The sequence below is a fragment of the Methylobacterium marchantiae genome, assembly GCF_042679825.1.
Taxonomy (GTDB): Bacteria; Pseudomonadota; Alphaproteobacteria; order Rhizobiales; family Beijerinckiaceae; genus Methylobacterium; species Methylobacterium marchantiae.
In genome coordinates this window covers 110,132-134,297 of the sequence record NZ_JBHTND010000006.1, presented here as the reverse complement: position 1 = coordinate 134,297, position 24,166 = coordinate 110,132, and the positions used below count along the sequence as shown (strand labels likewise).

Sequence of the window (24,166 nt, the reverse complement as noted above, 5' to 3'; positions counted from 1 at the left end):
TTGGCAAGCCAACGCTTCACCTCGCTCAGGCCTTTGGAGTGTCGCAGGTTTCGCAAAACCGGTGACCACTTTTGCGAAACCTGCTTAGAAGCCGCAGCGTGGCAATGCCACAGCGAGGTGACCCGGGACGGACGGCACCTATCTGAAACGTCAGCGGTCCGGTCGGCGCCGCTTTGACTGGTATGGCGAGGCGGACCTTGCCGAGGAGCGAAGCATGGATTCGGCCTCTCCCCGTTTCGACGTGGCCGTCGTCGGCGCAGGCGCCGCCGGGCTCGGTCTCGCCCTGGCCCTCGCCCGCGAAGGTATCGCCACCGCCCTGGTGGGCCGCCACGCTCCCGTCGCCGATGGGCGCACGGTCGCCCTCCTCGACGGATCGGTGCGCTTCCTCGGCGCGCTCGGGGCCTGGGCGGATGTGGCGCCGCATGCCGCGCCCCTGGCCGAACTCCATATCGTCGACGACACCGGCAGCCTGTTCCGGCCGCCGCCGGCGCGGTTCGTCGCCACCGAGATCGGCCTTGATGCCTTCGGCTGGAACGTGGAGAGCGCCCGCCTGGTGGAATCTCTGCGCGCGCAGGCACGGTCGGTCCCCGGCCTGACCCTGTTCGAGAGCGATGCGGTGGGGCTCGAGCGGGATGCCGACGAAGCCAGGATCGGCCTGGAGGAGGGCACCGTCTCCGCCCGCCTCGTCGTCGGCGCGGATGGCGCGCGCTCGCGCATGCGCGATCAGGCCGGCATCGCCACGAAGGACTGGTCCTACCCGCAGGCCGCCATCACCACGCTCTTGGCCCACGAGCGTCCGCACCGGGACGTCTCCACCGAGTTCCATACCCGACAGGGGCCGTTCACCCTGGTCCCGCTCCCCGGCGGGCACCGTTCGAGTCTCGTCTGGGTCACCGGCGCGGGAGCGGCACGGCGCCTCGCCGACCTCCCCGATGCCGATCTCGCTTGCGCCATCGAGGGCCAGGCCCAGTCCATGCTCGGCGCCATCCGCATCGACGGGCCGCGCGGGCTCGTGCCCATGCGCGGCCTCTCCGTCGCCTCTCCCGTGGGGGCCCGGGTGGCGCTCATCGGCGAGGCGGCGCACGCCTTCCCGCCCATCGGCGCGCAGGGGCTCAATCTCGGCCTCCGCGATGCGGCGGCTTTGCGCGACAGCGTGCTGGCCGCAATCTCGGACGGTCGCGATCCGGGCTCGCGCCATGCGCTGTCGGGTTTCGCCCGGTCTCGCTCACTGGATGCCCGCCTGCGCACGGTCGCCGTGGACACGCTCAACCGCAGCCTGCTCACCTCACTCCTGCCCGTGGACGCCCTGCGCGGCCTCGGCCTGCTGGCCATGACCACGATCGGGCCGCTGCGCCGGATCGTCATGCGCGAGGGTGTGCTGCCGCGTCTCGGCGCACCGTCCCTGATGCGGTAGGAGCTTGCCCTGATGCGGTGAGGATCAGCGCCGGGCGAGGCTCCTGGGCGCCTCCGCCGATCCGAAGCGGTCACCCGCCGAGCCGGTGGGGATCGAGGCGGCGGGCGTCCCCCGGACGAAGGCGGTGCCGTCGCGCCCGAGGCGCTCGCCATGGGCGAACAGGGCCTTCATGTAGTCCTGGTCGAAGGGCGCCGAGGTGGTGCGGGTGAAACGGTCGTCGATCTGCGCCACGTCGAGGTCGAGGCCGTTGCGCTCGGCGAAGCTCTTCGTCAGGGCGAGCGCCGCGCGGGTCTGGGCCTTGATCGCGGCGGACATCGAGCGGCCGAGCACGCTCAGGGTCGTGCGGCTGGCCATCTGGAAGTCGGGCGTCACCGTGTTGTTGACGACGAGATAGATCGTGCTCGCCGGCAGCCTCACATCGGCCTTGCCGAGGATCGCCGCTTCCGGCGCCAGGTAGAACGGCGCCGTGGTGCCGCCATCAGCATGCATCTCCTGGAAATGCTTTCCGTCCGGGCCGACCGCGTCGATCATGACGGGAGGGAACACGCCCGGCACCGCCGAGGAGGCGAGGATGATCGAGCGGAACAGGTCTAGCGCTTTGGGGCCGCCCTGCGAGGCGATGGCGCCCATGTCCCACAGGACCGGGCGCTCGCTGTCCACCGCATTGGTCGCCACCAGCAGGCGCCGTCCCCTGGCATGCTCGGCGGCGATGTCGGCGAGGAGCTGTCCCGTCACCATCCGATCGATCCGGCGCTTGAGCGGCCAGGTATCGGTGAGGGCCTCGTTGGTGCCGCCGAACTCGAACACGTCGGCGGCGGAGATCTCGGTATAGGCCCGCGCCAGCGTCGCATCCGCGCCGGAGCCGAGGAAAGCGAAGGGCGCGATCATCGCCCCCGTGCTGACGCCGGTGATGATTCCGAAATCGGGCCGGTTGCCGGCCTTCGACCAGCCGTTCAGGAGGCCGGCGGCGAAGGCGCCGTTCTCGCCGCCGCCGGACAGGACCAGCCATGGGCCGGACGCGGCGCTCGCATCGTCGATGAGGGCCTGGAACGCCTTGGTGTCGTCCGCCGCGATCCGGAGATGGCCCTTGAGCCCGTCGGGGCGGGCCTCGGCCGCATCGCCGGCCGTGAAGGGCGTGCGCTCGGAGGGTTTTCCCGCGGGTGCCTTGACCGGGCTGGATTTCGGGGGGGCGCTCGCATGAGCTGCCGAGGAGGGAGCGGCCTCGCCCGGCACGGTGATTCCGAGCATGGCGATCATGCCGGCGGCGTACAGGAGCCCGTGTCGGGTGGATGATCCGGACATGGCACGTGTCCTTGGTAGTTCTCGAAACGCCCGCCTCTACTGCGAGAACCCGACGGCTTTTGCCGGGTTCCTCCCTGCATTCCCCATGAGGTCCACCAACATGCGCCAGCGCACGCGGTTGGGGAAGTGGTCTTCTGCGAAACCGCGCTTTACGCGACCGGTAACCTTGACTACCCGCTTCAGCGGATAATCCCGCACGCCACGAGAGCCGGAGCCCGAGACCCGATGAAATTACCGCGTCGCTTCTTCCAACCCCTCGCCACCGGCGCGCCGGCCCCGTTCCGCGAGCTTCCGGTGAAGCTCGAGCGGATGATCCACTTCGTGCCGCCGCACAACGACAAGGTCCGCGCCCGCGTGCCGGAACTCGCCGCCACCGTGGACGTGGTGCTCGGCAACCTCGAGGACGCCGTGCCCGTCGACCAGAAGGAGGCCGCCCGCAAGGGCTTCGTCGCCATGGCGCAGGCCACCGATTTTGCCGCGTCCGGCACCGGCCTGTGGACCCGCATCAACGCGCTCAACTCGCCCTGGATTCTCGACGACCTGTTCGAGATCGTGTCCCAGGTCGGCGACAAGCTCGACGTGGTGATGGTGCCCAAGGTCGAGGGTCCGTGGGACATCCACTACATCGATCAGCTGCTGGCGCAGCTCGAGGCGAAGCACGGCGTCTCCAAGCCGATCCTCGTCCACGCGATCCTCGAGACCGCCGAGGGCGTCGCCAATGTCGATGCCATCGCCTCCGCCTCGCCCCGCATGCACGGCATGAGCCTCGGCCCGGCCGATCTCGCGGCCTCGCGCGGCATGAAGACCACCCGCGTCGGCGGCGGCCACCCGGATTACCGCGTCATCGCCGACCCGACGAGCGACGGCGCCGCCCGCGCCTCCGCCCAGCAGGACCTCTGGCACTACACCATCGCGAAGATGGTCGATGCCTGCATGGCCAACGGCCTCAAGGCCTTCTATGGCCCGTTCGGCGATTTCTCGGACGGAGAGGCCTGCGAGGCCCAATTCCGCAACGCCTTCCTGATGGGCTGCGCCGGCGCCTGGACCCTGCACCCGAATCAGGTCGCCATCGCCAAGCGCGTCTTCGCCCCCGATCCGGCGGAAGTCGCCTTCGCGGTGCGGATCGTCGAGGCGATGCCCGACGGGACCGGCGCGGTGATGCTCGACGGCAAGATGCAGGACGACGCCACCTGGAAGCAGGCCAAGGTCATCGTCGACCTCGCCAGGCTGGTGGCCGAGAAAGACCCTGAACTCGCCAAGACCTACGGCCTGAAATGAGGCGCGGCCCGCGATCGGAGACCGTCGCTCCGATCGCGTGGCATCGATCCGTCGTCATCGGCGTCGCAACGCCGCCGATGACAACCTGCTCGATGCATCTTATTTTGATGCCATGACCGATCTGTTTGCGACCGAATCCAAATTGCAGCCCGCAGAGATGCGGATCGCCAAGTTCGGCCTGGGCGCCGTGGTGCGCCACCGGGTCTATCCGTTCCGCGGCGTCGTTTTCGATGTCGACCCGGTCTTCGACAATACGGAGGAATGGTGGCTGGCGATCCCCGAGGAGGTCCGCCCGCGCAAGGACCAGCCGTTCTACCACCTTCTCGCCGAGAACGCGGAGAGCGAGTACGTGGCCTACGTCTCCGAGCAGAACCTCGTTCCCGACACGTCCGGCGAGGCCCTGCGCCATGCCGGGATTCCCGACGTCTTCGACCTGGACGAGGACGGCGCCTATCGTCTCCGGAGCGCGCACGCGAACTGATCCGGGCGCGGATCGGGTGATGCGAAAGTCTCGTCCTCGGACGCGGTCATGAAAAAGGCCGGGCATCATGCCCGGCCTTTTCCTTGCCCTCGATCGTGTCAGAAGCCCGGTATCAGGGCTTCGGAGCGGCTCCGGCGGCCGGAGCTGCTGCGCCGCCGGCGGCGTTCTGCTTCTCGAGGTTCTTGCGCATGTCCTCGCTGCGCTTCTCGAGCTCGGCCTGGAGCTTCTTCTGCTGCTCTTCCAGCACCTTCGGATCCACGGCCGGGCCGTCGAAGGCCTTGCCGAAGCCGGCCAGCGGCACGGCGAAGGTCACCTCGCGCTGGGCCTGGTTCTGGACGCTGATGTTGAGGGTGGTGCCCTTCTTGAGCGCGTTGACGAGATCGGCACCGACATTGCCGGCCTCGGCGAAGCAGCCGTTGGGGAAGCAGACGGCGAACTTGCCCGGCGTCGCCTGCTGTCCGTCGACGGTGAAGCGGATGCCCGGGCCGAGGAGCAGGCCCAGCGGCAGCAGGTAGCGCACCACGCGCACGCTCTGCTGGGCGTTCTTCATGTCGTAGACCGCCACGGCGAGGACCGGCTGGCCCTGGTCGGAGACGAAGTCGCGGGTGGTGTAGCAGACGTCGGTGGCGCTGTTCTGGTCCTTGCCGCAGACCTTGGTCCAGTCGGCCTGCGACGGCTCGGACTTCACGTTGACGATCTGAGGACCGGCCGGCTGCTGGGCGGCCGGAGTCGGGCTCGCCGGTGCGGCCGGGGCAGGAGCCGCCGGAGCGGGGGCCTTGCCCTTCGGAGCCTGGGCGAGGGCCGGTGCCGCCAAGCCCGCATTGCCCATCATGCCGGCCAGGGCGAGGATCGCGGCGGCGCGCATCGGGCGCGCAGGACGGTTGGCAAAGAACATCAGCTCTGACCCCTTGGATATCGCAATGACGAATGGGTGCTGCGGCTCTCAAGCTCCGCAGGACGTTTCCTGAACTCGATTGTGCGGATCGAAACCCGCGGACGGCGTTCGGCCGAGCCCTCGCCGCCCTGGTCCGTCCGGTCAAGCCCTCGGCGCGCGCAAATCACCCGCTCCTGAACCTTCGACGGCCGATCTGGGCTGGCGAACGCATCGGACGGGGCGTTCAGCGCCTCGAACCCGCTCGAACGACCGGGCGGCCTGATTCCGTGCGGAATGCGGCGAAGACATGACACCTCTCCCGTCCACGAGGCCGCGGCGCCTCCGTGAATCCTCTCCGCGGGACGCGGCCGCTTAAGCAAGGCTTAACCCTGATTGTTCATGACCGGAGGTGCCGATGCGCGCGAGCGGTCGATGCGCGCGGGGAGTTGAGGCGGACGTGTCGGCGCAGCCAGCGACCATATCCTTTCGCGACGCCGTGCCCGTCGCCATTGTGGCTCCCGCGCCCGCCGCCGTGCCCGAGGCCGTCCTGCCCGGCCTCTGCACCCTGCTCGCCGCGACCGCCCATGCCGATCCCGGCCGTATCGCCTTCGTCGATCCGAGCGACAAGGCCGACTGGTCCGGGCGCAGGCCCATCACCTGGACCTACGCGGCTGCGGCCGAGATCGTGGCGCGCCTCGCCAACGGCCTGAGGCAATGGCGTCTCGCTCCGGCGAGCCGGGTCGGCCTCATCGCCGCCGCCGGGTCGGAGACCCTGCTTTCCTACCTCGCCATCGAGGCCGCGGGCCACATTCCCTGCCTTCTCCCCCTGGCCTGGGACGAGGACACCCTCGTCGCGGGCATCCAGGCCGCCGGCATCCAGGCCGTCCTCACCCAATCCCGCGTCGCGGGCGTGCTGCCGGCCGAGCGTCTGTGCCGGGCGGCATTCCGCTATTTCGGCCTGCGCTACCTCGCGGCCTTCGGACCGGACGTGCCCGACGGCGTCATCAGCCTCGACGGGATGGTCCTCGACGGGCGCGGCGGTCCTTTCGCGCCGGGGAGTGCCGGACTGGTCACCTTCGCCGCCGGCGATCCCGCCTGCCCGGTCTATCGCCCCGCGGACGCCCTGATCGCCGCCATCGCCGTCCACCTCGCCACCGCCCGGATCGCGCCGGGCGAGCGTATCCTGAGCCTCCTCGCCCCGGCCGACCTGCGGGGCCTCGTCACCGGCCTCGGTGCCGCCCTGGTGGCGGGGGCCGGGCTGGAGACGCTCGGACCGTTCGATGCCGTTCGCCTCGCCGAGGCGCTGGCCCGGCCGGTGCCGACCCATCTCGTCGTGCCGGCCGCCCTGGAGCGGAATCTCGCCGCGAGCCGCTGCCCCGACGGCCTCCACTCGATCACCCTCGCGCATCGGCTGCCGAGCCGCTTGCCCGCGCGACTGCTCGCACCGGATGCCGGCCGCGGCCCGAGACGGGTGGTCGATGTGCTGGCCTTCGACGAGACCGCGCTTCTCGCCGCCTCGCGGGCGGACGGGGATCTCACCCGCCTCCTCGCGGACCCTCATCCGTCGAGCCCGTTTCCCACCCTCATGGACATCGTCCGGGATGAGGACGGGCGATTCGCCTTCCGCGGCCATGCCTGCAAGGCGAGCCCGTTGCGACGCGGCAATCCGCCGGAAACAGCCGCGGATCGATGGAACGTCTCGCCCTTTGCGGTGAAAATATTTGCCGGCCGAGCAACCGAGATCACGCGCCGCTGATCGCCCCACGGCCAAATTTCGTCCGAAATCCGCCTCTTTCGAAGCTCGGCGGAAATGCCGTGCCGACGCGTCCTCACCTGCATCGATCAACGGCCAATCAAAGAGAAATTATTTCATAAATCCAAATGCTTGGCGAAGTTTTCTTGTGTCTCGCACGAAGAATGACGATCGCCTGACACCGATATTCACCTCCGGCTCATCCGCTCGGCGTCAAGGTCGCTTTCATCATATCGCCGGCGAACCAACCGCGTTCGCGTGTGTTATCGCACGGGTCCCTTCCCAAGGGACGATCGATGGGCTAACCCTGACAGTCATGAGTGCGCTGCAACAAGTGCTGGTCGTCGATGATGGTCACCGCGCCATCGATCACTCCCTCGCCGCCGAGCTCGCCGAGCTGGGTTATGCGAGCGTTACCGCATCCCTCGAGGCCGCCGACGACGTTCTTGCCGTCATCGCCCGCCCCGCGGCCATCCTTCTTCAGACCTCGTCCCGGCTCGACCCGGCCTATGCCATGCTCTCGGAGCGCCTGCGCGAGCAGATGCAGCATGCAGGCATCCCCGTGATCGTCGTCGATGGCATGACGGGGCGTGGCAGCGGATCCGCGATCGACCTGCAGAGCCGCATCGGACCCTATGTCCTGAACGAGCCGGATCTCTGATCCCGGATGTGAGCGTGCTTGCGTAAGCAGCTGATCGAGAGCAAGAATTCGTTTCAACGGCGGGCCATCGTGCCCGCCTTTTCTTTGGTCTGGATCGATCGTCCCGGTTGCCGCAGCTCCTTCCCCCACCGCCCGGAGCGAAGCGGAGGCTTCCAGGGAAGGAGCGCGATGCCGTTCAGGCCGCCTTCTTCTTGGCGCGGGCGATCTTGGACAATTCGCGCAGGATCGAGGTCGTGATCTTCAGGCGCTCGGGGATGGAATCGAGCTCGCGGATGAAGACGATGCTCATGTCCGGGCGCACCTTGGCGAAGGAGGCCTGACCGCCGACGAAGGCGACGAGCCCCTGCGGATTGGCGAACGACTTGTCGCGGAAATGGACGACGACCCCCTTCGGTCCGGCCTCGACCTTCTCCACGTTGGTGTCGCGGCACAGGATCTTGATCGTGACGATCTTGAGGAGCTGCTCCACCTCCGGCGGCAGCGGGCCGAACCGGTCGATGAGCTCGGCGCCGAAGCTCTCCATCTCGGCATCGTTCTCCAGGGTCGAGAGCCGGCGATACAGGCCGAGGCGAACGGTGAGGTCCTCGACGTAATCCTCCGGGATCGTGACCGGGGCACCGAGCGCGATGGTGGGCGACCACGCTTCCTCCACCGGCTCGTCGATGCCGGCCTTCAGGGCCGTGACGGCGTCCTCCAGCATCTGCTGGTAGAGCTCGTAGCCGACCTCCTTGATATGGCCGGACTGGGCGTCGCCGAGCAGGTTGCCGGCGCCGCGGATGTCGAGATCGTGGGAGGCGAGCTGGAAGCCGGCCCCCAGCGTGTCGAGGGTCTGGAGCACCTGGAGGCGCTTCTCCGCCTGCACCGTGAGCTGCTTGTTGGCCGGCGTCGTGAACAGGGCGTAGGCGCGGGCCTTGGCGCGCCCGACGCGGCCGCGCAGCTGGTAGAGCTGGGCGAGGCCGAACATGTCGGCCCGGTGCACGATGAGGGTGTTGGCGGTGGGGATGTCGAGGCCAGATTCGACGATGGTGGTGGAGAGCAGCACGTCGAACTTGCCCTCGTAGAAGGCGGTCATGACGTCCTCGAGCTGGCCCGCCGCCATCTGGCCATGGGCCACCGCCACTTTGGTCTCCGGCATCTCGGTATCGAGGAAGCGCTTCACCTCCGCCAGATCCTCGATCCGCGGCACCACGTAGAAGGACTGGCCGCCGCGATAGCGCTCGCGCAGCAGGGCCTCGCGGATCATCAGCGCGTCGAACGGGATCACGAAGGTGCGCACCGCGAGGCGGTCCACCGGCGGTGTCGCGATGATCGAGAGTTCGCGCACTCCGGTCATGGCGAGCTGGAGCGTGCGCGGGATCGGCGTCGCCGACAGGGTCAGCACGTGCACATCGGCCTGGAGCGCCTTGAGGCGCTCCTTGTGGACCACGCCGAAATGCTGCTCCTCGTCGACGATGATGAGGCCGAGATCCTTGAACGCCACATTCTTGGCGAGCAGCGCATGGGTGCCGACGACGATGTCGACGGTGCCGGCGGCGAGGCCGGCACGGTTCTGCTTCATGTCGGCCGCGGAAACGAAGCGCGACAGCTGAGCCACCTGCACCGGCAGCCCCTTGAATCGCTCCGCGAACGTACGAAAATGCTGGCGCGCGAGCAGGGTGGTGGGGACCACCACCGCCACCTGCTTGCCGCCCATGGCGCCGGCGAAGGCGGCCCGCAGCGCCACCTCGGTCTTGCCGAAACCGACATCGCCGCAGACGAGACGGTCCATGGGACGGCCTGCATTGAGGTCGGTGAGCACCGCGTCGATGGCGGTGGCCTGGTCCTCGGTCTCCTCGAAGGCGAAGCGGGCGGCGAACTCGCCGTAGAGCCCGTCCGGCGCCTGGAGGCGGGGGGCCTGGCGCACGAAACGCTCGGCGGCGATCTTAATGAGCTGGCCGGCCATCTCGAGGATGCGCTTCTTCATCTTGGCCTTGCGGGCCTGCCAGGCACCGCCGCCGAGACGATCGAGGGCGACCTCGGCATCCTCCGAGCCGTAGCGCGTCAGCAGCTCGATGTTCTCCACCGGCAGCAGCAGCAGGCCGCCGGCATACTGGATCTCCAGGCAATCGTGCGGTGCGCCCGCGGCCGTCACCGTCTTCAGGCCGACGAAGCGCCCGATGCCGTGATCGGCATGGACGACGAGATCGCCGGGCTGGAGCGCCTGGACCTCCAGGATGATGTCCTGTGGCCGCTTCGACTTGCGCTTCTGGCGCACCAGCCGGTCGCCGAGGATGTCGCCTTCCGAGATCACCGCGAGCTTGTCGACGACGAATCCGGAATCGAGGCCCCAGACCGCCACGGCGACGTCGGTGCCGCGCTTCAGGGCGTTCACCGCCGAGAGCGTGTTGATGGAGACCGGCTTCTTGAGGCCGTGATCGGCCAGCACCCCGCACAGGCGGTCGCGCGACCCGTCGGACCAGGATGCGAGGATCACATGATGACCCGATCCCTGGAGCTCCTTCACATGCGCTACGGCGGCGTCGAACACGCTGGCCGTCTCGTCCGCCCTCTCGGCGGCGAAACTGCGGCCTGCCTTGCCCTCGCAATCGATGGTGAGGCGGTCCGGGCTTTCGGGCATTGCGAAGGGCGAGAGCCGGGCGACGGAGGCGGCGGCGACCCGCTCCTTCCAGTCGTTCTGCGTCAGATAGAGGGAGGACGGCCTGAGTGGCTTGTAGGGCGCGACGCCGGTGGACGGCGTCTTCATCGCCTCGGCGCGGGCGTCGTAATAATCGCGGATCAGGGTGAGGCGCTCGGCGACTGCCTCCTCCGCCTGCGCGTCGAAGACCAGCGGCACGCCCGGCACGTAGTCGAACAGGGTGTCGAGATGGTCGTAGAACAGCGGCATCCAGTGCTCGAGGCCGGCATAGCGCCGCCCCTCGCTGATGGTCTCGTAGAGCCGATCGTCGCGGGTCGCCGCGCCGAAGGTGGAGATGTAGCCCTGGCGGAAGCGCCGGATCGTCTCCGTGGTCAATTGCACTTCGCTCATCGGAACGAGGTCGAGGGAGCGGAGCGAGCCCACCGTGCGCTGGGTCTCCGGGTCGAAGGCGCGGATCGATTCCAGGGTGTCGCCGAAGAAGTCGAGGCGGATCGGGTTCGGCAGGCCGGGCGGCGACAGGTCGAGGATGCCGCCGCGCACGGCGTATTCACCCGTCTCTCGCACCGTCCCCGTGCGTAGGAAGCCGTTGGCCTCGACCCAGGCGGTGACGGTATCCATCGGCACCACGTTGCCGATCGCCGCCGAGAAGGTCTCCACCGCGATCTTCTCTCTGGGAGGCACCCTCTGGATCAAGGCGTTGACGGTGGTGCAGAGGATGCGCGGCTGTTCCTCGGAGGAACGCGAGCGCGAGAGCCGCGACAGGGCGGTCATCCGCTGGGCGGCGATGGCGGCATTCGGCGAGACCCGGTCGTAGGGCTGGCAATCCCAGGCCGGAACGCTCATCACCTCGATCTCGGGGGCGACGAATTTCAGCCCGGTCTGGAACGCGTTCGAGCGCCCGGAATCGCGGGCTACATGCACCAGAACCGCCGGCCCCTCGAAGCTCCGGGACAGCGCGCGGGCGAGATCCGCCACCACGACGGCATCGAACCCTTCGGGCACGTTGGCGAGCGTCGGGCTGTCGCCGCGCTTCAGCGCCTCCAGCGCACGGGCGAGTGCGCCGGATTTCGGCAGGGCGAACCGCGCCGTCTGCGGCTTCGGGGCGGGCACGGGAGCTTTGGGCTGGGGTTTGGCCATCGGGTCGGGGTTTCGAACTCATGGGAATGCGTCGATCGGACCATCTCATCCCAACCATTCACCTCATCCTGAGGTGCCGCGAAGCGGCCTCGAAGGAGGCCTCCAGCAGGCGCGGCGAACACTGGAGGGCTCCTTTGAGGCCTCCGCTGCGCTTCGGCACCTCAGGATGAGGTGAATGGGTTGGACAAGACGATGACCGGATGTCACGCCCGCAGGCGGCGCCGGAATCTAATGAATCGGTGCGTCGTGCTTATGGAACGCCTGGAGGCGGCGGTATACCGGTGTGTCGTAGTTCTGCGGCGTCTCGTCCTCGCCGGTGAGCCAGCGGAACAGGTCGCGGTCGGGCACCTCGATCAGAGCCTCGAAAGTGGTCAGCTCCTCCTCGCTCAGGGTGCCGATCTCGGCATCGGCGAAGCGGCCCATGATCAGGTCCATCTCGCGCATGCCGCGATGCCAGGCGCGGAAGAGGGTGCGGCGGCGGCGCGGATCGAGATCCGCGCTGGTGCGGGTGGTACCGGACATCGGGTCGGCCTGTGATGCTGCGATCCCGGGATCCTATGATCTCGGCAATCTGGAATCCTGTTGTCGGCCTCGCACCCCTATGGCGGCAAAGGCCTGTGCTGTCGTCTATATAGACCCGCGCGATGGCATCACCATGCCCGTTCGCGCGGCTCAACCGGCTTTGCATGACAGACGAACCCCGCCCGACGAACCTGCGCCCCAGCATCCTCGATCCGCTCTTCGCAGAGGCCCGGACCCTGCCCGGTGTCGGGCCGAAGATGGCGCCGCTGATCGAACGGCTGCTCGGCACGCCTGAACAGCCCGCGCGGATCGTCGACCTCCTGTTCCACCTGCCCCAGGGCGGGGTGGCGCGCACGATGATGGGGTCCATCGCCGAAGCGCCGCCGGGCGAGCCGGTGACGCTCGGCGTCACCGTGACCGGTTATCGCCCGCCGCAGGCCGGGGCGGGGCGGCGCCCGTTCCGGGTCCTGGTGGAGGACGGCACCGGCGACATCACCCTCGTCTTCTTCGGCATGCCCCAGGCCCGCGTGGAGAAGATGCTGCCGCTCGGCGCCCACCGCTACATCTCGGGCCGAATCGACCTGTGGGACGGGCACCGCCAGATGGTGCACCCGTCGCGAATCGTCGACGAGGCCGGGCTCGCCGCCCTCCCCGCGGTGGAACTCGTCTACGGTGCCACCGAGGGACTGACTTCGCGGGCAATCTCGAAACTGGCGCATTCCGCCCTGGACCGTCTTCCGACCCTGCCGGAATGGCAGGACCCTGCCTGGCTCGCACGGGAAGGGCTGCCGGGCTTCGCCGACGCGCTCAGGGCCGAGCACCGGCCCGAGAGCGCGCCGCCCGCACCCGCGAGTGACGGCACCGTGTCCCGCACCCCCGCCGCGCGACGGCGGCTCGCCTATGACGAACTCCTCGCCTCGCAGCTGGCGCTGGCCCTGATGCGGGCCCGCAACCGGAGGGCGCCCGGCCGGGCCAATGCCGGCGACGGCCACCTCAAGGACCGGATCGAGGCCGCCCTGCCCTTCGCGCTGACCGGGGCCCAGGCCCGGGCCGTGGCCGAGATCCGCGCCGACCTCGCCTCCGATCGGCGCATGCTGCGCCTGCTCCAGGGGGATGTCGGCTCGGGCAAGACGGCGGTGGCGCTGCTGGCCATGGCCTCGGCGGTGGAGGTCGGCCGTCAGGCGGCGCTGATGGCACCCACCGAAATCCTGGCGCGCCAGCATTTCGAGCGCCTGACGGGGCTCGTCGGACCCTTGCGCCTGCGCCTCCTCACCGGTCGCGACAAGGTCTCCGAGCGCCGCGCGACTCTCGCCGACCTCGCCGACGGCCATATCGACATCGTGGTCGGCACCCACGCCCTGTTCCAGGACAGCGTGATCTTCAAGGATCTCGGCGTCGCCGTGGTGGACGAGCAGCACCGGTTCGGCGTCCACCAGCGCCTCGCGCTCGGAGCCAAGGGGGTGGCGGTGGACATCCTGGTGATGACCGCGACCCCGATTCCCCGCACCCTGGCGCTCACCTGCTTCGGCGACATGGACGTCTCGATCCTCGACGAGAAGCCGGCCGGGCGACAGGCCATCGCCACCCGCCTCGTCTCCACCGATCGCCTCGACGAGGTGGTGGCGGGATTGGGCCGGGCGCTTGCCGCCGAGGACAGGGTCTACTGGATCTGCCCGCTCGTGGCGGAATCGGAATATGTCGATCTGGCCGCCGCCGAGGACCGCTTCGCCGACCTGCGGCAGGAATTCGGCGACGCCGTCGGCCTGATCCACGGCAAGATGCCGGGGCCGGACAAGGATGCCGCCATGGAGCGGTTCGCCGCCGGCGAGACGAAGATCCTCGTCTCCACCACGGTGGTGGAGGTGGGCGTCGACGTGCCCGAGGCAACGATCATGGTGATCGAGCATGCCGAGCGCTTCGGCCTCGCCCAGTTGCACCAGCTGCGCGGAAGGGTGGGGCGCGGGGCCAAGGCCTCCACCTGCCTGCTGCTCTATCGCGGGCCGCTGGGACAGGTCTCGCGGGCCCGACTCGAGATGATGCGCGAGACCGAGGACGGATTCCGCATCGCCGAAGAGGATCTGCGCCTGCGCGGCGAGGGCGAGGTGCTGGGCACCCGGCAATCGGGAGCGGCCGCCTTCCGGCTCGCGAGCCTCGAGAGCGATGCCGCCCTGCTGGAGGTCGTCCGCGACGATGCCCGGCTCATCGTCGAGCGCGATCCCGGCCTCAAATCCGAGCGCGGCAAGGCCCTTCGCGTGCTCCTCTACCTGTTCGAGCGCGATGCGGCGATCCGGCTGCTCGGGGCGGGTTGAGTCGATTCGTGACCTGAACGAATCCGACGCCGGACATGATCACACCGCCGCGCGAGAGGCGATCCGGTGCGGCTGAGCGCCTGCGCACTCTACCTCCGGGGGGCATGGCGCCGCAGCCGAGATGTCAGGAAAAACGTTTCTTCTTCAGCGGCTTGAAGAGACGCAGGCCCCTGCCCGGCAAGGCAATTGTGCGATGCGGCACGGACTTCCTGAACTTGAAATGAACGTATTCTCCCCTTAACTGAACATGAACGAACGGCCCGCCAGACTGGGCTGCCACACAGTTTTCAGGAGGATGGATATGTCTGCCGGACTGTTCCAAAACCTGCCGGGTGCCCACGAAATGGGAAGTGCCTATGCGCTTCCGAGCGAGCCCTGGCTGCTTCCGATCTCGGATGGCAAGGAGCCTGCGCCCAAGACGACCGACGATGTCCTCCTCGCGGTCCGTCGATCCGCTCGCCCCTTCCGGATCGCCGCGAATGCGCTGATGGCCCTGCTCTTCGTGGCCGTGACCGCCCAGATCGCCATGGGCTGGGGCGGTTCTGCCGTCGCTCCTCCCTCGGCGACCAGCCACGTCGCCGATGCCTCGCCTCCGACGCTTCCCGTCGAGAAGGCATCGATGACGGTCCACAACTAGACCTCACTCATCGGCCCGGGACGCGGAGTTCGCCTCCCGGGCCGATGGATCAGAGCGACTTCTCGACGATCTTCTCTGTCCCGGCGCCTGATTCCCGACGGCGGGACGAGGCCTCCAGCATCGCTTCGGCCTCCGTAGAATGGATGGCCCCGCCTTGCGCCGCCCGGATCGACGCCGCCATGGCCTGAAGCTTGGCCTGCGGGTCCTCCGGTTGAATCACCCCCGCCGACATGACGAGCTTGGCCGCGTCGTCGATGCTCATGGCGACTTCGATGATGTCCGCCCGCTTCAGGTAGAAGAAGAACCCCGTCGTGGGGTTCGGTGCACAGGGCAGGAACACGCCCACATGGTCGCTCTCCTCGCCGAGCGCGTTTTGGACGTCGGGACCGGCAGGGGCCGACACGAACACCACCGACCACGTTCCCTTCACCGGGAATTCCACCAGACCGACGGTGCGGAACGACGTGCCGTTGGCCGAGAACAGCGTCTCGAAGATCTGCCGCAGGCCCTTGTAGAGGCCCGAGATCACCGGTGTGCGCGCCAGCAGCACCTCGCCGAACTCCACCACGCTGCGGCCGACCAAGTTGGCGGTGAGGAAGCCGAGCAACGTCACCGCGACGAAGGCGATGACGAGGCCGATGCCCGGGATCGAGAAGGGTAGGTAATGGTCCGGCAGGTAGCTCGCCGGCACCAGCGGCTTCACCCAGCCGTCGATCAGGCTGATGAACCACCAGGTGATGTAGATCGTGATCGCCAGGGGCCCGGCGACGATGATGCCGGTGAGGAAGTAGGTCCTCAGGCGGCTCTTCTTGCTCACGCGGGGCGGTGGTCGTGCTCCGGCGGAGTCTGGTTCCGGCAACGGGGTGAGCGTTTCGCGCACGGGCGGCCTGTCTCGTAGGAGGCCGATCCTCGGCCTGCAGGTGTTCGGCCCGCAGCTTTTCGGCCCGCACGACAAGGGTTAGCGGGTCGGGCGTGTCACCTCAAGCGCGAGGAGATAGCACGTCGTTCAGGATCGTCTGTCGGCCAATGCCGCCTCCGCCGCGAGCGCCCTCTCCTTCCAGACATCCCGTTCCGCCTGGGCCTCCTTGAGGGCGAGTTCGGCTTGCCGCGCCTTGACGGCGCTGGCCGAAGCCAGGGCCTGCGCCCGTTCGCGGGCGCGGGTCTCGCCGGCCATCTGGACCTTCAGGTCGCGCGGCGTTGCCATGGTCGTCTCCGTTCTCGGCGGGGGAGGGTCACAGGATGTCCCGCCGGCGCCCGATCCGCCAGAGCCGGGACGCTGCTGCACCGTGATCTCACGGTGAAGAATGCGGATCGTTCGCCAGCAGGATCGGCTCGCCATGCGGGGTCGCCGCGGCGGCCCGCAGGAAGGCGTCGCTGCGGGCCTCCACCATCTCGGGATCGGCGATGCCGCGCTCGGCGAGCAGGGTTTCGAGCGCTGCGAGCCAGCGTCCGTAATCGGCGGCGGCTTCCGCCTCGCCCTCCGGGCGGATGCTCCGCCCGAGGGCGTGAGCCCATTCGCCCGCCGTAAACAGCCCCCTTTCCTGCAGGGTGACCACCAGGGCGAAGACCTGCGCCTCCCACGGCTCCGCGAACGGACCCGGATCGTCCTTCCGGCAGCCGGCGTTCATCGCGCGGCTCCCGGCAGCAGGTAGCCCTCGAAGGCGGCCACGGTGACGCGCCCGCCGGGATCGGCGCTCGCGCCCCACAGGTCGGCGGCCGCGAAGCCCACCGTGTAGAGCCATTGCGGCGGGACATCCCGGCCGACCGCACTGGCATCGGGCAGGACGAAGGCGCCGTGGACCCGCTCCACCACGCCGCGCCGTCCGCGGGCGTAGCGCGGCAGGCGGGTATGGCCGGTGGGATGGTCGTTGCGGGTCAGGACGGCATCGCCCACCGAGAAGAGCGCCGGTCCCTCCGCTGGCCGGTCGCTCGGGAAGCCCGCCGAGAAGCGGGGCGGGGTTTCCTCCGCTCGAAGCACCCGCGCCACGGGCTTTGCCGACGCTTCGCTCACGCCGCCGGCGATCTCTTCCCGCGTGGCGAGACCGGTGGCGACGATCTGGGATTCGAGGGCCGCGAGCCAGATCTCGTAATAGCTCGACGAGAGATATTCGGCCGGCGGCAGCGATTCCCGCGCGGCGCGGCTGCCATCCAGGGTCCAGGCGCCGGTATAGCCCATCGCCAGAGCGAGGGCGAAGACGCGCCGTTCCCAGGGCGCGTGGAAGATCGGCTCGTCCGCCTCCGCCACCACGGGACCGAAGCCGTGGGCTCCGCCGAGATCCTGAGCGCCGTTCACCGGCCTGCCTCCGGGGCGAGCGGCAGCCCGGTGCCGATCATCGAGTCGCGCGTCACCAGGGCGGCGAGTCCGGCCTCGCTCAGGGATTCCGTGCCGTCGGGCCGCCGGGGCAGGACCATGAAGCGGGTCTCGGCGGTGGAATCCCACACGGTGATGCGGGTCGTGTCGGGGAGGGTCAGGCCGAATTCGGCGAGGACGCCGCGCGGGTCGATGACCGCGCGGGCGCGATAGGGCGGCGCCTTGTACCAGACCGGCGGCAGGCCGAGCACCGGCCAGGGATAGCAGGAGCACAGGGTGCAGACGACGAGGTTGTGGGTGTCGGGCGTGTTCTCGACCACCACCATGTGCTCGCCGCCGCGTCCGCCGATGCCGAGTTCGGCGATGGCCGGCGTCGCATCGGCGAGGAGCCGCTCGCGATAGGCCGGGTCGGTCCAGGCGCGGGCGACGACGCGGGCGCCGTCATGGGGGCCGACCCGGGTCTCGTAATGCTCGACCAGCGCGTCGAGGGCGTCCGCCTGGACGTAGCCCTTCTCCAGCAGCAGCGATTCGAGCGCCCTCACCCGCGCCTCGACGGGCGTGAGGGTGCTGCCATGGGCGTGGTCCGGATGGTCGTGCAGGTGTTCGTGACCGTGCAGGTGTTCGTGACCGTGCTGGGGATCGTGGTCGTGGTCTTGCGCCATGGCGTCTCGTCCTGAATCCGGGGCGGTCCCGCGTCTTCGCATCGTGGTTCGGCTCAGGGATATCGATCCGGCGGCGCCCGAACCGCACCGCCTTCCATGACGAATCTGGAGCCGGAGAACGGCCGTGTCGACGCCGTTCCCGGTTCCGAGCTCGGAAGAGTCGTCAGCGCGCGGCCTCGATGGCTTCCTGGGCGTCGCGATGGTCCTCCGCATCGGCCTCGGGCTTGTCCTGGCGGGCAGGGGCGCTCGGCGCGGCGCAGAGGCTGACGGAGATCGGGAAATGGTCGGAGCCGATGTCGGGCAGCCGCTCCATCCCACCGAGGAGGAAGTGCTCGCTGAAGAAGACGTGGTCGAGGGGCCAGCGCATCATCGGCCATTGCGCGTGGAAGGTCGCGAACAGGCCGCGGCCCTGGCGCGGGTCGAGCAGGCCGCTGATGCTCTGGAACAGCTGGGTGGTGCGGGACCACGCCACGTCGTTGAGGTCGCCGGCGACGATGGTCGGCCCTTTGGCCTTCGCGACCTCGCGGGCGACGATCACGAGCTCGGCATCGCGCGGCGCGCTGCTTTGGCCGGGATGCGGCGGCCGGGGGTGCAGGCCGTAGAGCGTCGCCGTCCCGCCGTCCGGCAGCATCACCTGCGTGCGCAGCGACGGCACGTCGTCCTGCAACAGGAAGCGGATCTCGGGGCCGCGCAGGGGCAGTCGCGAATAGAACAGCAGGCCGTAGGTGTTGTCCTGCGGCTGCTCGACCCGGTGCGGGTAGAGTGCGCGCAGCGGAGCCATGGCGTCCCGCCAGCCGGTATCGGTCTCGAGCAGGAGGACGATGTCGGGGGACCGGCGCGTGACGAGATCGAGGGCCGCACCGAAATCCCGGTTCGACTGAAGCACGTTGAGCACGAGGAGATTGAGCCGCGCTCCCGGTTCGCAGGCTTGCGCCGATTTCGCCTGGGTGGCGGCAAGCGGCGTGAAGGGCAGGATATAGCGGACCTGCATGACCAGGGCGGCCGCCATGACGATGGCGAGGATCACCGCCGTTGCATCCCTGGAAACCCACAGGAGGGCAAGGATGCAGGCCGCGAGCGCCACCGCGATCTGGAGCCTGGGAAAGTCCAGGCTCCGGACGAATCCGAGATTGGTCTCGATCAGCGGCAGCGCCGTCCCCGCCACGAGGAGGGCCGCCACGGCCTTCAGGGCGATCGAAAGATACGTCAAGCCCGTCTCCCGCCGCGCCGTTCATCGGGCGCCGGGCGTCCTATCACTCCGGCGAGGCTTTGGCATCCGGCGTCTGCTCCCGGCTCTTTCGGCGGCGCGGCTTCAGGGGCGTGCCCGGAGATGGGCGAGGGCCTCGGCATGGAGGCCGGCATTGGCCGCGGCCACGACCCTGCCGTCGAAGTCGGGCGTGAGCGGGCATCCCTCCCAATCGGTCAGCACGCCCCCCGCTCCCTGCACCACCGGAACCAGCGCCATCACGTCGTAGACCTGGAGCCCCGCTTCCACCACGAGGTCGCAATGGCCGGAGGCGAGTAGGCCGTAGGAATAGCAATCGCCACCGAAGCGGCGCAGGCCGACGGCCCGGCTGAGCGAGGCGAAGGCCTCGGCGTCCGGACCCTCGAAGATGTCCGGCGAGGTCGCGAACAGGCGGGCATCCGCCAGGGCACGGTCGCTCGTCCGCGCAGGCGTGTCGCCGAACCAGGCGGCATCGCCGGTGCCGCTCCAGCGCTCGCCCAGAGCAGGTATGTCGATGACGCTCAGGATCGGCCGCCCGCCCGAGACGAGGGCGATGAGCGTGCCGAACAGCGGCATGCCGGTGATGAAGCTCTTGGTGCCGTCGATCGGGTCGATCACCCAGGTGAGGGGCCGCTCGAAATCGCCGCCCTCCTCCTCGCCGAGGATGCCGTGCTCGGGATAGCGCGCGCGGATCTCGGCGCGCAGCAGGGCTTCGATGGCACGGTCGGCGACGGTGACGGGGCTCGCATCGGCCTTGGCTTCCACCGGCAGTTCGGTGCGGAAATAATGCCGGGCGAGAGGGCGGGCGAAATCGGCGAGGCGATGGGCGAAGGCGATGAGATCGGCCGGAGCCGTCCCCTCCCCGGCCTGGACGGATCCCGCTCGCACGGATGCGTCTTCCACGGCGATCACAGGCGCCTCAGCCAGAGCGGCCAGTCGGGGTGGTGGAACAGGGTGCGGGCGCGCATGTGCTTCCAGGTTCCGTACTTGTAATAGTCGAAATCGAGGGTCGAGACGGCTTCCTGAATCATGGCCCAGGTGGCCCATTTGAGGTCGCCGAGTGCCTTCAGCACGGCGATCCGTGCCTCGATCTCCGACGACCAGCGGCCGAAATAGGCCTCGATCATCTCGCGCTCGATCGCCTCGGGGAACGCCATCTCGTCGAACCAGAGGGCGAGTTCGTAGGCCCGCTCGTTGTTGGAGGCGTATTCGAAATCGACGAGCAGCACCCGGGCGGCCTCATCGATCATGAAATTGCCGGCCAGCGTGTCGTTCATGCAGGGAACGAGGTCGAGACCGGAGGCGGTGATCGCCTGCTCGGCCTCCGCCATGCGCCGCATCAGGAAGGCCTGGTCGGCGGGAAGCCGGCCGCCCACCTCCGCCACCTGGTCCACATGCTCGGCGATCATCGCGAAGATCGTCTTCGTCAGGCCCAGCGGCGCGGAATCGTTGAAGGCCTTGAGGGCGCGCACGGCGTTGTGGCGCACGGCCGGGCGCAGGAAATCGAGATTCGAGGAGGCGCGGTAGCCCTCGACGAAGGCGAAGATCTCCACGCCGGCATCGGGCAGGTAGTCGATCACCTCGACGCCGTAGCCGCAGGCATGGGCGCGCCGGCTGGCGTCGTTGGCGCAATCGCGGGTGATGAACATCTCGGTGCCGCGACCGGGCATCTTCACGAAATAATCCTGCTCGCCGCCCGCGCCGACGCGCCAGTTGGTGTTGCTGATCCCGCCCGCCACGGGCCGGTAGCGCAGGGGCCGGCCCTTCCATCGGGCGACGCGCGCGAGAATGCCCTCGAGGGCCCGTTCGCTCTCGCTGATGCCTTCGCCGAAGCCTTTCCACGTCATCGCCGCCCCGCGCCCCTCGCTTCGGATGCCTGCGTCACAGCCGGCGCAGCCAGCTCTCGAACTCCCTCGCGCCGATCGTCGTGCGCGCGTGCAGGAGCCGCCAGGTCCCGTATTTGTAGAACTCGATCCCGCCCCGCGCCGAGGTGATCGCGCGGGTGACGCCCCAGAGCCCGTTCATCACGTCGTCGACGGCGCCGTAGAGGCGGCAGCGGTTGTAGAGGCGTTCGTCGAACGTGCCCGCATAATGCTCGATCGCCTCGCGCCGCTCGGGTTCGAAGGCGCAGACCTCGTTGACGAGGGCGCCGACGTCGAACCAGGGGTCGTTGTCGCCGGCGAGGTCGAAATCGACGAGGCGGACCGCGTCGTGTTCGGTGCCCTCCCCGATCATGATGTTCGAGGCGATGCCGTCATTGTGGCAGAAGCGCAGGTCGATGCCCGAGGCGTGGATGGCCTCGCGGATCAGGGCGGCCGTCGCCACGAGACCGTCCGTTCCGTCGGGCAGTGGCGCGGCGGCGGCGCGGGCCTCTTCGGCGAGCCGCGCGATCCGCTCGAACGGGCAGAGGCGATGACCGAGGAGGCCATCGCCGTGGAGACGCTTCTTGGCGTCGAGGGCGCGGGCCAGCAGGGTGCCGTCCTGGAGGTCGCCGACGCGGGCATAGCGCCAGGGTTCGGGCAGGTAGGCGAGGCCGAGCACCCCGTCCGACTCTTGCAAAACCTCCGGTCCGACGCCGAGGGCGGCGGCCTTCCGCGCTGCCTGCACCGCCGAGGGCGTGACGTCGCCCGCCATGTCGGCATGGCGGATCTTGAGGAAGACCGGTGCGCCCTCGGCGAAGACGATCCCGACGCAGTCCGATGCCACGGCCCGGTGGGTCGGGGACGCCACCGGCGCCGCGGCGAGCGCATAGCGCGGATGTCGTGCGATCCAGTCGGGCCGCGTGGCGATGACGGATTCGACGCGGTGATCGAAAGGGGTGGTGGCCTCGCCGTAGGCGATCATCTCCGCCCTCCGCGCGTCTCGGTCGGCGACCTGAAGAGCAAGGCGCGTTCCGGGGAGCCGTCTGCGCGGCACAGGCGCCATGCGGCGCGCAAAGCCACCGCGAGCCCGGCTTCGAGATCGGCCGGCCTCGTCAGTTCGGCCTCGTTATGCGCCACGCCGTCGACGCTGGGCACGAAGACGATGCCGGTCGGGCACAGGCCGAGCAGGCTGATCGCGTCGTGGCCGGCCACCGTATCCATGCGCAGCGAGCGCAGGGAGGCCTCCTCGGCACAGGTCGAGACGAGGTCGCAGACCGCTTCCGGCAGGGCGCGGATCGGGCGCAGCGTCCGGCTCGGGATCGACGCCGAGACGCCGGCACGGCGGGCCGCCTCCGCGATGGCCGCCTCCGCCCTCAGGCTCGCCTCGGTGAGCAGGCGGTCGTCGGCCGAACGCAGTTCGACGCTGAGCTCGACCCGGGCCGGGACGACGTTGGGGGAATTGGGCTCCACCACGATGCGTCCGACCGAGGAATGGACCCGCCCCGGCCAGCGGTCGGCGATCTCCCTGACCTCGGCGATGAGATGGGCGGCGGCCAGAAGCGCGTCGCGGCGGCGCGGCATCGGCGTCGGGCCGGTATGGGCCTGCTCCCCGGTGAAGACCACCTCGACCTTCGCCGCGCCCCAGTTGCGGGTGACGATGCCGATGGTCGCCTGCGCCTTTTCCAGGACGAGACCCTGCTCCACGTGGAGTTCGAGGTAGCAGGCCGGAAGCGGCGGTGCCCGGTCGGAGCCGAGGAACCCGATCCCGCCCAATGCCTCGCGCAGGGTGATCCCGACATCGTCGCGGCCCGAGAGCGCGTCCTCTGCGCGGAGCAGGCCCGCATAGGTGGCGCTGCCGAGGATGCTCGGGCGGAAGCGTGCGCCCTCCTCGCCGGTCCAGTTCACCGCGCAGAAATCCGCGCCGAAGGTCTCGCCGTTGCGCCTCGCCCGCATCAGGGCCGCGCCGATGCTCGCTGCCGCGACGACCCCGTAGGTCCCGTCGAACCGGCCCGCCCTCGTCTGGCTGTCGAGATGCGAGCCCATCATCGTCAGCGGGGCGCCGGGGGACCCGGCGAGGCGGAACAGGGCGAACTGGTTGCCGATCTCGTCGGTCAGGACCTCCGCGCCGGCTTCGCGGGCGGCATCCGCGAAGAGGTGACGGGCCTCGCCGTCAGCGGGGGAGGCACAGAGGCGGGTGATGCCGCCGCCGGCGGTCGCCCCGCATGCGGAGATGGCGTCGAAGAGGGCGTGGAACGCGCGTGCCGTCTCGCCCGCCTCAGGAACTGATGAGCTCGATGTCATGCTGGGTGAAATAGTCCAGGAAAGGGTCGGGCGGCGGGCGATCGGTCACGAGGGTGAGTCGCTCGGAGAGCCCGAAGGTGCAGAGATTCGCCTGCCGCCCGAACTTGCGGGAATCGGCGAGCAGCACGCTCTGCCGCGCCTGGCCGCGCAGGACCTTCCGCAAGGCGGATTCGTGCTCCTCGTAATCCATCCAGCCATGGGCGATGTCGCAGGCCGCGATGCCCATGAAGGCGAGATCGAAGAAGAAGCGCTGCGCGTAGGCCACCGTCTCGTAGCCAACCAGGGCGTTGTCCCGGGCGCGCAGCATCCCCGGCGTCAGGTTGACCCGGGCGGGGCCGCTGCCGAGATGGAGCGCCACGTCGATGGAATTCGTGGTGACCGTCAGGTTGCGGCCGCTCAGCCGCCGCGCGAAGGCGAGCGTCGTGGTGCCGGTATCGATAAAGACCGACATTCCGTCGCGGATCAGCCCCTCCGCATTCGCCGCCACCTTCGCCTTCTCGCGGGCATTGGTCTTGCCACGCTCGTGGAGCGGCCGGTCCTGGTCCAGGCGAGGCGGCACCGCGCCTCCGTGGATGCGCCTGAGGACGCCGCGCTCCTCCAGCACCTTGAGGTCGCGCCTGATCGTTTCTTCGGAGACCCTGAGATAGGCGGCGACGTCCGAGACCCCGACCCGTCCCGTCCCGTTCAGACGGGACAGGATCTCCTGATAGCGATGGTCGGTCAGCATCGGCGTGGTCGTCTCCCCAATTTGCCGAAGCGTAGCGATTTTGGAGAGAGGAGGCCCCAGGAAAACACGTGTCCC

At 69.2% G+C, this 24,166-nt stretch carries 22 protein-coding genes; 7 read left to right on the top strand and 15 right to left on the bottom strand.

Annotated features, from left to right (window positions below; genetic code table 11):
* The first annotated feature begins 214 nt into the window (after nucleotides 1–214).
* Nucleotides 215–1,414 carry an FAD-dependent monooxygenase gene (locus ACFQ4G_RS06610; protein ID WP_238208348.1) on the top strand — a complete coding sequence of 400 codons (1,200 nt, stop codon included), beginning with the start codon at nucleotides 215–217 and terminating at the stop codon, nucleotides 1,412–1,414.
* A 24-nt stretch (nucleotides 1,415–1,438) separates the two neighbouring features.
* Here the strand turns inward: ACFQ4G_RS06610 and ACFQ4G_RS06605 are convergent, their stop codons facing one another.
* Nucleotides 1,439–2,716: a patatin-like phospholipase family protein gene (locus tag ACFQ4G_RS06605; RefSeq protein ID WP_238208350.1), complete on the bottom strand. Its 1,278-nt coding sequence runs from the start codon at nucleotides 2,714–2,716 to the stop codon at nucleotides 1,439–1,441.
* Nucleotides 2,717–2,941: 225 nt separating this feature from the next.
* On the opposite strand from ACFQ4G_RS06605, the gene ACFQ4G_RS06600 reads away from it, so the two are divergent.
* A complete protein-coding gene (locus ACFQ4G_RS06600) occupies nucleotides 2,942–3,994 on the top strand; it encodes an HpcH/HpaI aldolase/citrate lyase family protein (RefSeq protein ID WP_238208352.1) in 1,053 nt (350 codons plus the stop codon).
* 112 nt (nucleotides 3,995–4,106) lie between these two features.
* On the top strand, nucleotides 4,107–4,475 hold the full coding sequence (gene hspQ, locus ACFQ4G_RS06595; protein WP_238208354.1) for a heat shock protein HspQ: 369 nt from the start codon (nucleotides 4,107–4,109) through the stop codon (nucleotides 4,473–4,475).
* A 112-nt stretch (nucleotides 4,476–4,587) separates the two neighbouring features.
* Here the strand turns inward: hspQ and ACFQ4G_RS06590 are convergent, their stop codons facing one another.
* Nucleotides 4,588–5,370, bottom strand: coding sequence for an invasion associated locus B family protein (locus tag ACFQ4G_RS06590; RefSeq protein ID WP_238208356.1), 783 nt, complete (start codon nucleotides 5,368–5,370; stop codon nucleotides 4,588–4,590).
* Between the two features lie 436 nt (nucleotides 5,371–5,806).
* Here ACFQ4G_RS06590 and ACFQ4G_RS06585 point away from each other — a divergent pair, with 436 nt between their 5' ends.
* Together ACFQ4G_RS06585 and ACFQ4G_RS06580 are read left to right on the top strand one after the other, a co-directional pair.
* Nucleotides 5,807–7,105 (top strand): AMP-binding protein, encoded by a 1,299-nt coding sequence (locus ACFQ4G_RS06585; protein ID WP_238208358.1) that lies wholly within the window; start codon nucleotides 5,807–5,809, stop codon nucleotides 7,103–7,105.
* Nucleotides 7,106–7,418: 313 nt separating this feature from the next.
* Complete coding sequence (locus tag ACFQ4G_RS06580; protein WP_379039954.1) at nucleotides 7,419–7,763, top strand: hypothetical protein; 345 nt, start codon at nucleotides 7,419–7,421, stop codon at nucleotides 7,761–7,763.
* Between the two features lie 175 nt (nucleotides 7,764–7,938).
* Here the strand turns inward: ACFQ4G_RS06580 and mfd are convergent, their stop codons facing one another.
* Entirely contained in the window at nucleotides 7,939–11,535 is a 3,597-nt protein-coding gene (mfd, locus tag ACFQ4G_RS06575; protein WP_238208361.1) for a transcription-repair coupling factor, read from the bottom strand.
* Nucleotides 11,536–11,763: 228 nt separating this feature from the next.
* Nucleotides 11,764–12,057: an FAD assembly factor SdhE gene (locus tag ACFQ4G_RS06570; protein ID WP_027173438.1), complete on the bottom strand. Its 294-nt coding sequence runs from the start codon at nucleotides 12,055–12,057 to the stop codon at nucleotides 11,764–11,766.
* Nucleotides 12,058–12,221: 164 nt separating this feature from the next.
* Between ACFQ4G_RS06570 and recG the strand changes: the two genes are divergently transcribed.
* Together recG and ACFQ4G_RS06560 are read left to right on the top strand one after the other, a co-directional pair.
* Nucleotides 12,222–14,366: an ATP-dependent DNA helicase RecG gene (gene recG / locus ACFQ4G_RS06565; RefSeq protein WP_238208363.1), complete on the top strand. Its 2,145-nt coding sequence runs from the start codon at nucleotides 12,222–12,224 to the stop codon at nucleotides 14,364–14,366.
* A 301-nt stretch (nucleotides 14,367–14,667) separates the two neighbouring features.
* Nucleotides 14,668–15,003 (top strand): hypothetical protein, encoded by a 336-nt coding sequence (locus ACFQ4G_RS06560; protein WP_238208366.1) that lies wholly within the window; start codon nucleotides 14,668–14,670, stop codon nucleotides 15,001–15,003.
* 49 nt (nucleotides 15,004–15,052) lie between these two features.
* On the opposite strand, the gene ACFQ4G_RS06555 is transcribed toward ACFQ4G_RS06560, so the two are convergent.
* The 11 genes from ACFQ4G_RS06555 to ACFQ4G_RS06505 form a co-directional block, all read right to left on the bottom strand.
* A complete protein-coding gene (locus tag ACFQ4G_RS06555; protein ID WP_238208368.1) occupies nucleotides 15,053–15,883 on the bottom strand; it encodes a DUF502 domain-containing protein in 831 nt (276 codons plus the stop codon).
* Between the two features lie 126 nt (nucleotides 15,884–16,009).
* Nucleotides 16,010–16,207: a hypothetical protein gene (locus ACFQ4G_RS06550; RefSeq protein ID WP_238208370.1), complete on the bottom strand. Its 198-nt coding sequence runs from the start codon at nucleotides 16,205–16,207 to the stop codon at nucleotides 16,010–16,012.
* Between the two features lie 88 nt (nucleotides 16,208–16,295).
* Nucleotides 16,296–16,631 (bottom strand): nitrile hydratase accessory protein, encoded by a 336-nt coding sequence (locus ACFQ4G_RS06545; protein WP_238208372.1) that lies wholly within the window; start codon nucleotides 16,629–16,631, stop codon nucleotides 16,296–16,298.
* Nucleotides 16,628–17,296 (bottom strand): nitrile hydratase subunit beta, encoded by a 669-nt coding sequence (gene nthB / locus ACFQ4G_RS06540; RefSeq protein ID WP_238208375.1) that lies wholly within the window; start codon nucleotides 17,294–17,296, stop codon nucleotides 16,628–16,630. Before nthB ends, ACFQ4G_RS06545 begins: the two co-directional genes overlap by 4 nt.
* On the bottom strand, nucleotides 17,293–17,976 hold the full coding sequence (nthA, locus tag ACFQ4G_RS06535) for a nitrile hydratase subunit alpha (protein WP_238208377.1): 684 nt from the start codon (nucleotides 17,974–17,976) through the stop codon (nucleotides 17,293–17,295). The genes nthB and nthA overlap by 4 nt, the downstream gene beginning before the upstream one ends.
* Before the next feature lie 163 nt (nucleotides 17,977–18,139).
* The gene (locus ACFQ4G_RS06530; protein ID WP_238208379.1) at nucleotides 18,140–19,186 is read right to left on the bottom strand and encodes an endonuclease/exonuclease/phosphatase family protein; all 1,047 of its coding nucleotides are present in this window, start codon (nucleotides 19,184–19,186) and stop codon (nucleotides 18,140–18,142) included.
* Between the two features lie 102 nt (nucleotides 19,187–19,288).
* The gene (locus tag ACFQ4G_RS06525; protein ID WP_238208381.1) at nucleotides 19,289–20,089 is read right to left on the bottom strand and encodes an inositol monophosphatase family protein; all 801 of its coding nucleotides are present in this window, start codon (nucleotides 20,087–20,089) and stop codon (nucleotides 19,289–19,291) included.
* Nucleotides 20,090–20,109: 20 nt separating this feature from the next.
* Nucleotides 20,110–21,048: a phosphotransferase gene (locus ACFQ4G_RS06520; RefSeq protein ID WP_238208383.1), complete on the bottom strand. Its 939-nt coding sequence runs from the start codon at nucleotides 21,046–21,048 to the stop codon at nucleotides 20,110–20,112.
* A 34-nt stretch (nucleotides 21,049–21,082) separates the two neighbouring features.
* Complete coding sequence (locus ACFQ4G_RS06515; RefSeq protein ID WP_238208385.1) at nucleotides 21,083–22,045, bottom strand: phosphotransferase family protein; 963 nt, start codon at nucleotides 22,043–22,045, stop codon at nucleotides 21,083–21,085.
* Nucleotides 22,042–23,364: a Zn-dependent hydrolase gene (locus ACFQ4G_RS06510; RefSeq protein WP_238208387.1), complete on the bottom strand. Its 1,323-nt coding sequence runs from the start codon at nucleotides 23,362–23,364 to the stop codon at nucleotides 22,042–22,044. The genes ACFQ4G_RS06515 and ACFQ4G_RS06510 overlap by 4 nt, the downstream gene beginning before the upstream one ends.
* Nucleotides 23,339–24,091 carry a DeoR/GlpR family DNA-binding transcription regulator gene (locus tag ACFQ4G_RS06505; protein ID WP_238208389.1) on the bottom strand — a complete coding sequence of 251 codons (753 nt, stop codon included), beginning with the start codon at nucleotides 24,089–24,091 and terminating at the stop codon, nucleotides 23,339–23,341. Before ACFQ4G_RS06505 ends, ACFQ4G_RS06510 begins: the two co-directional genes overlap by 26 nt.
* Nucleotides 24,092–24,166: the final 75 nt, after the last annotated feature.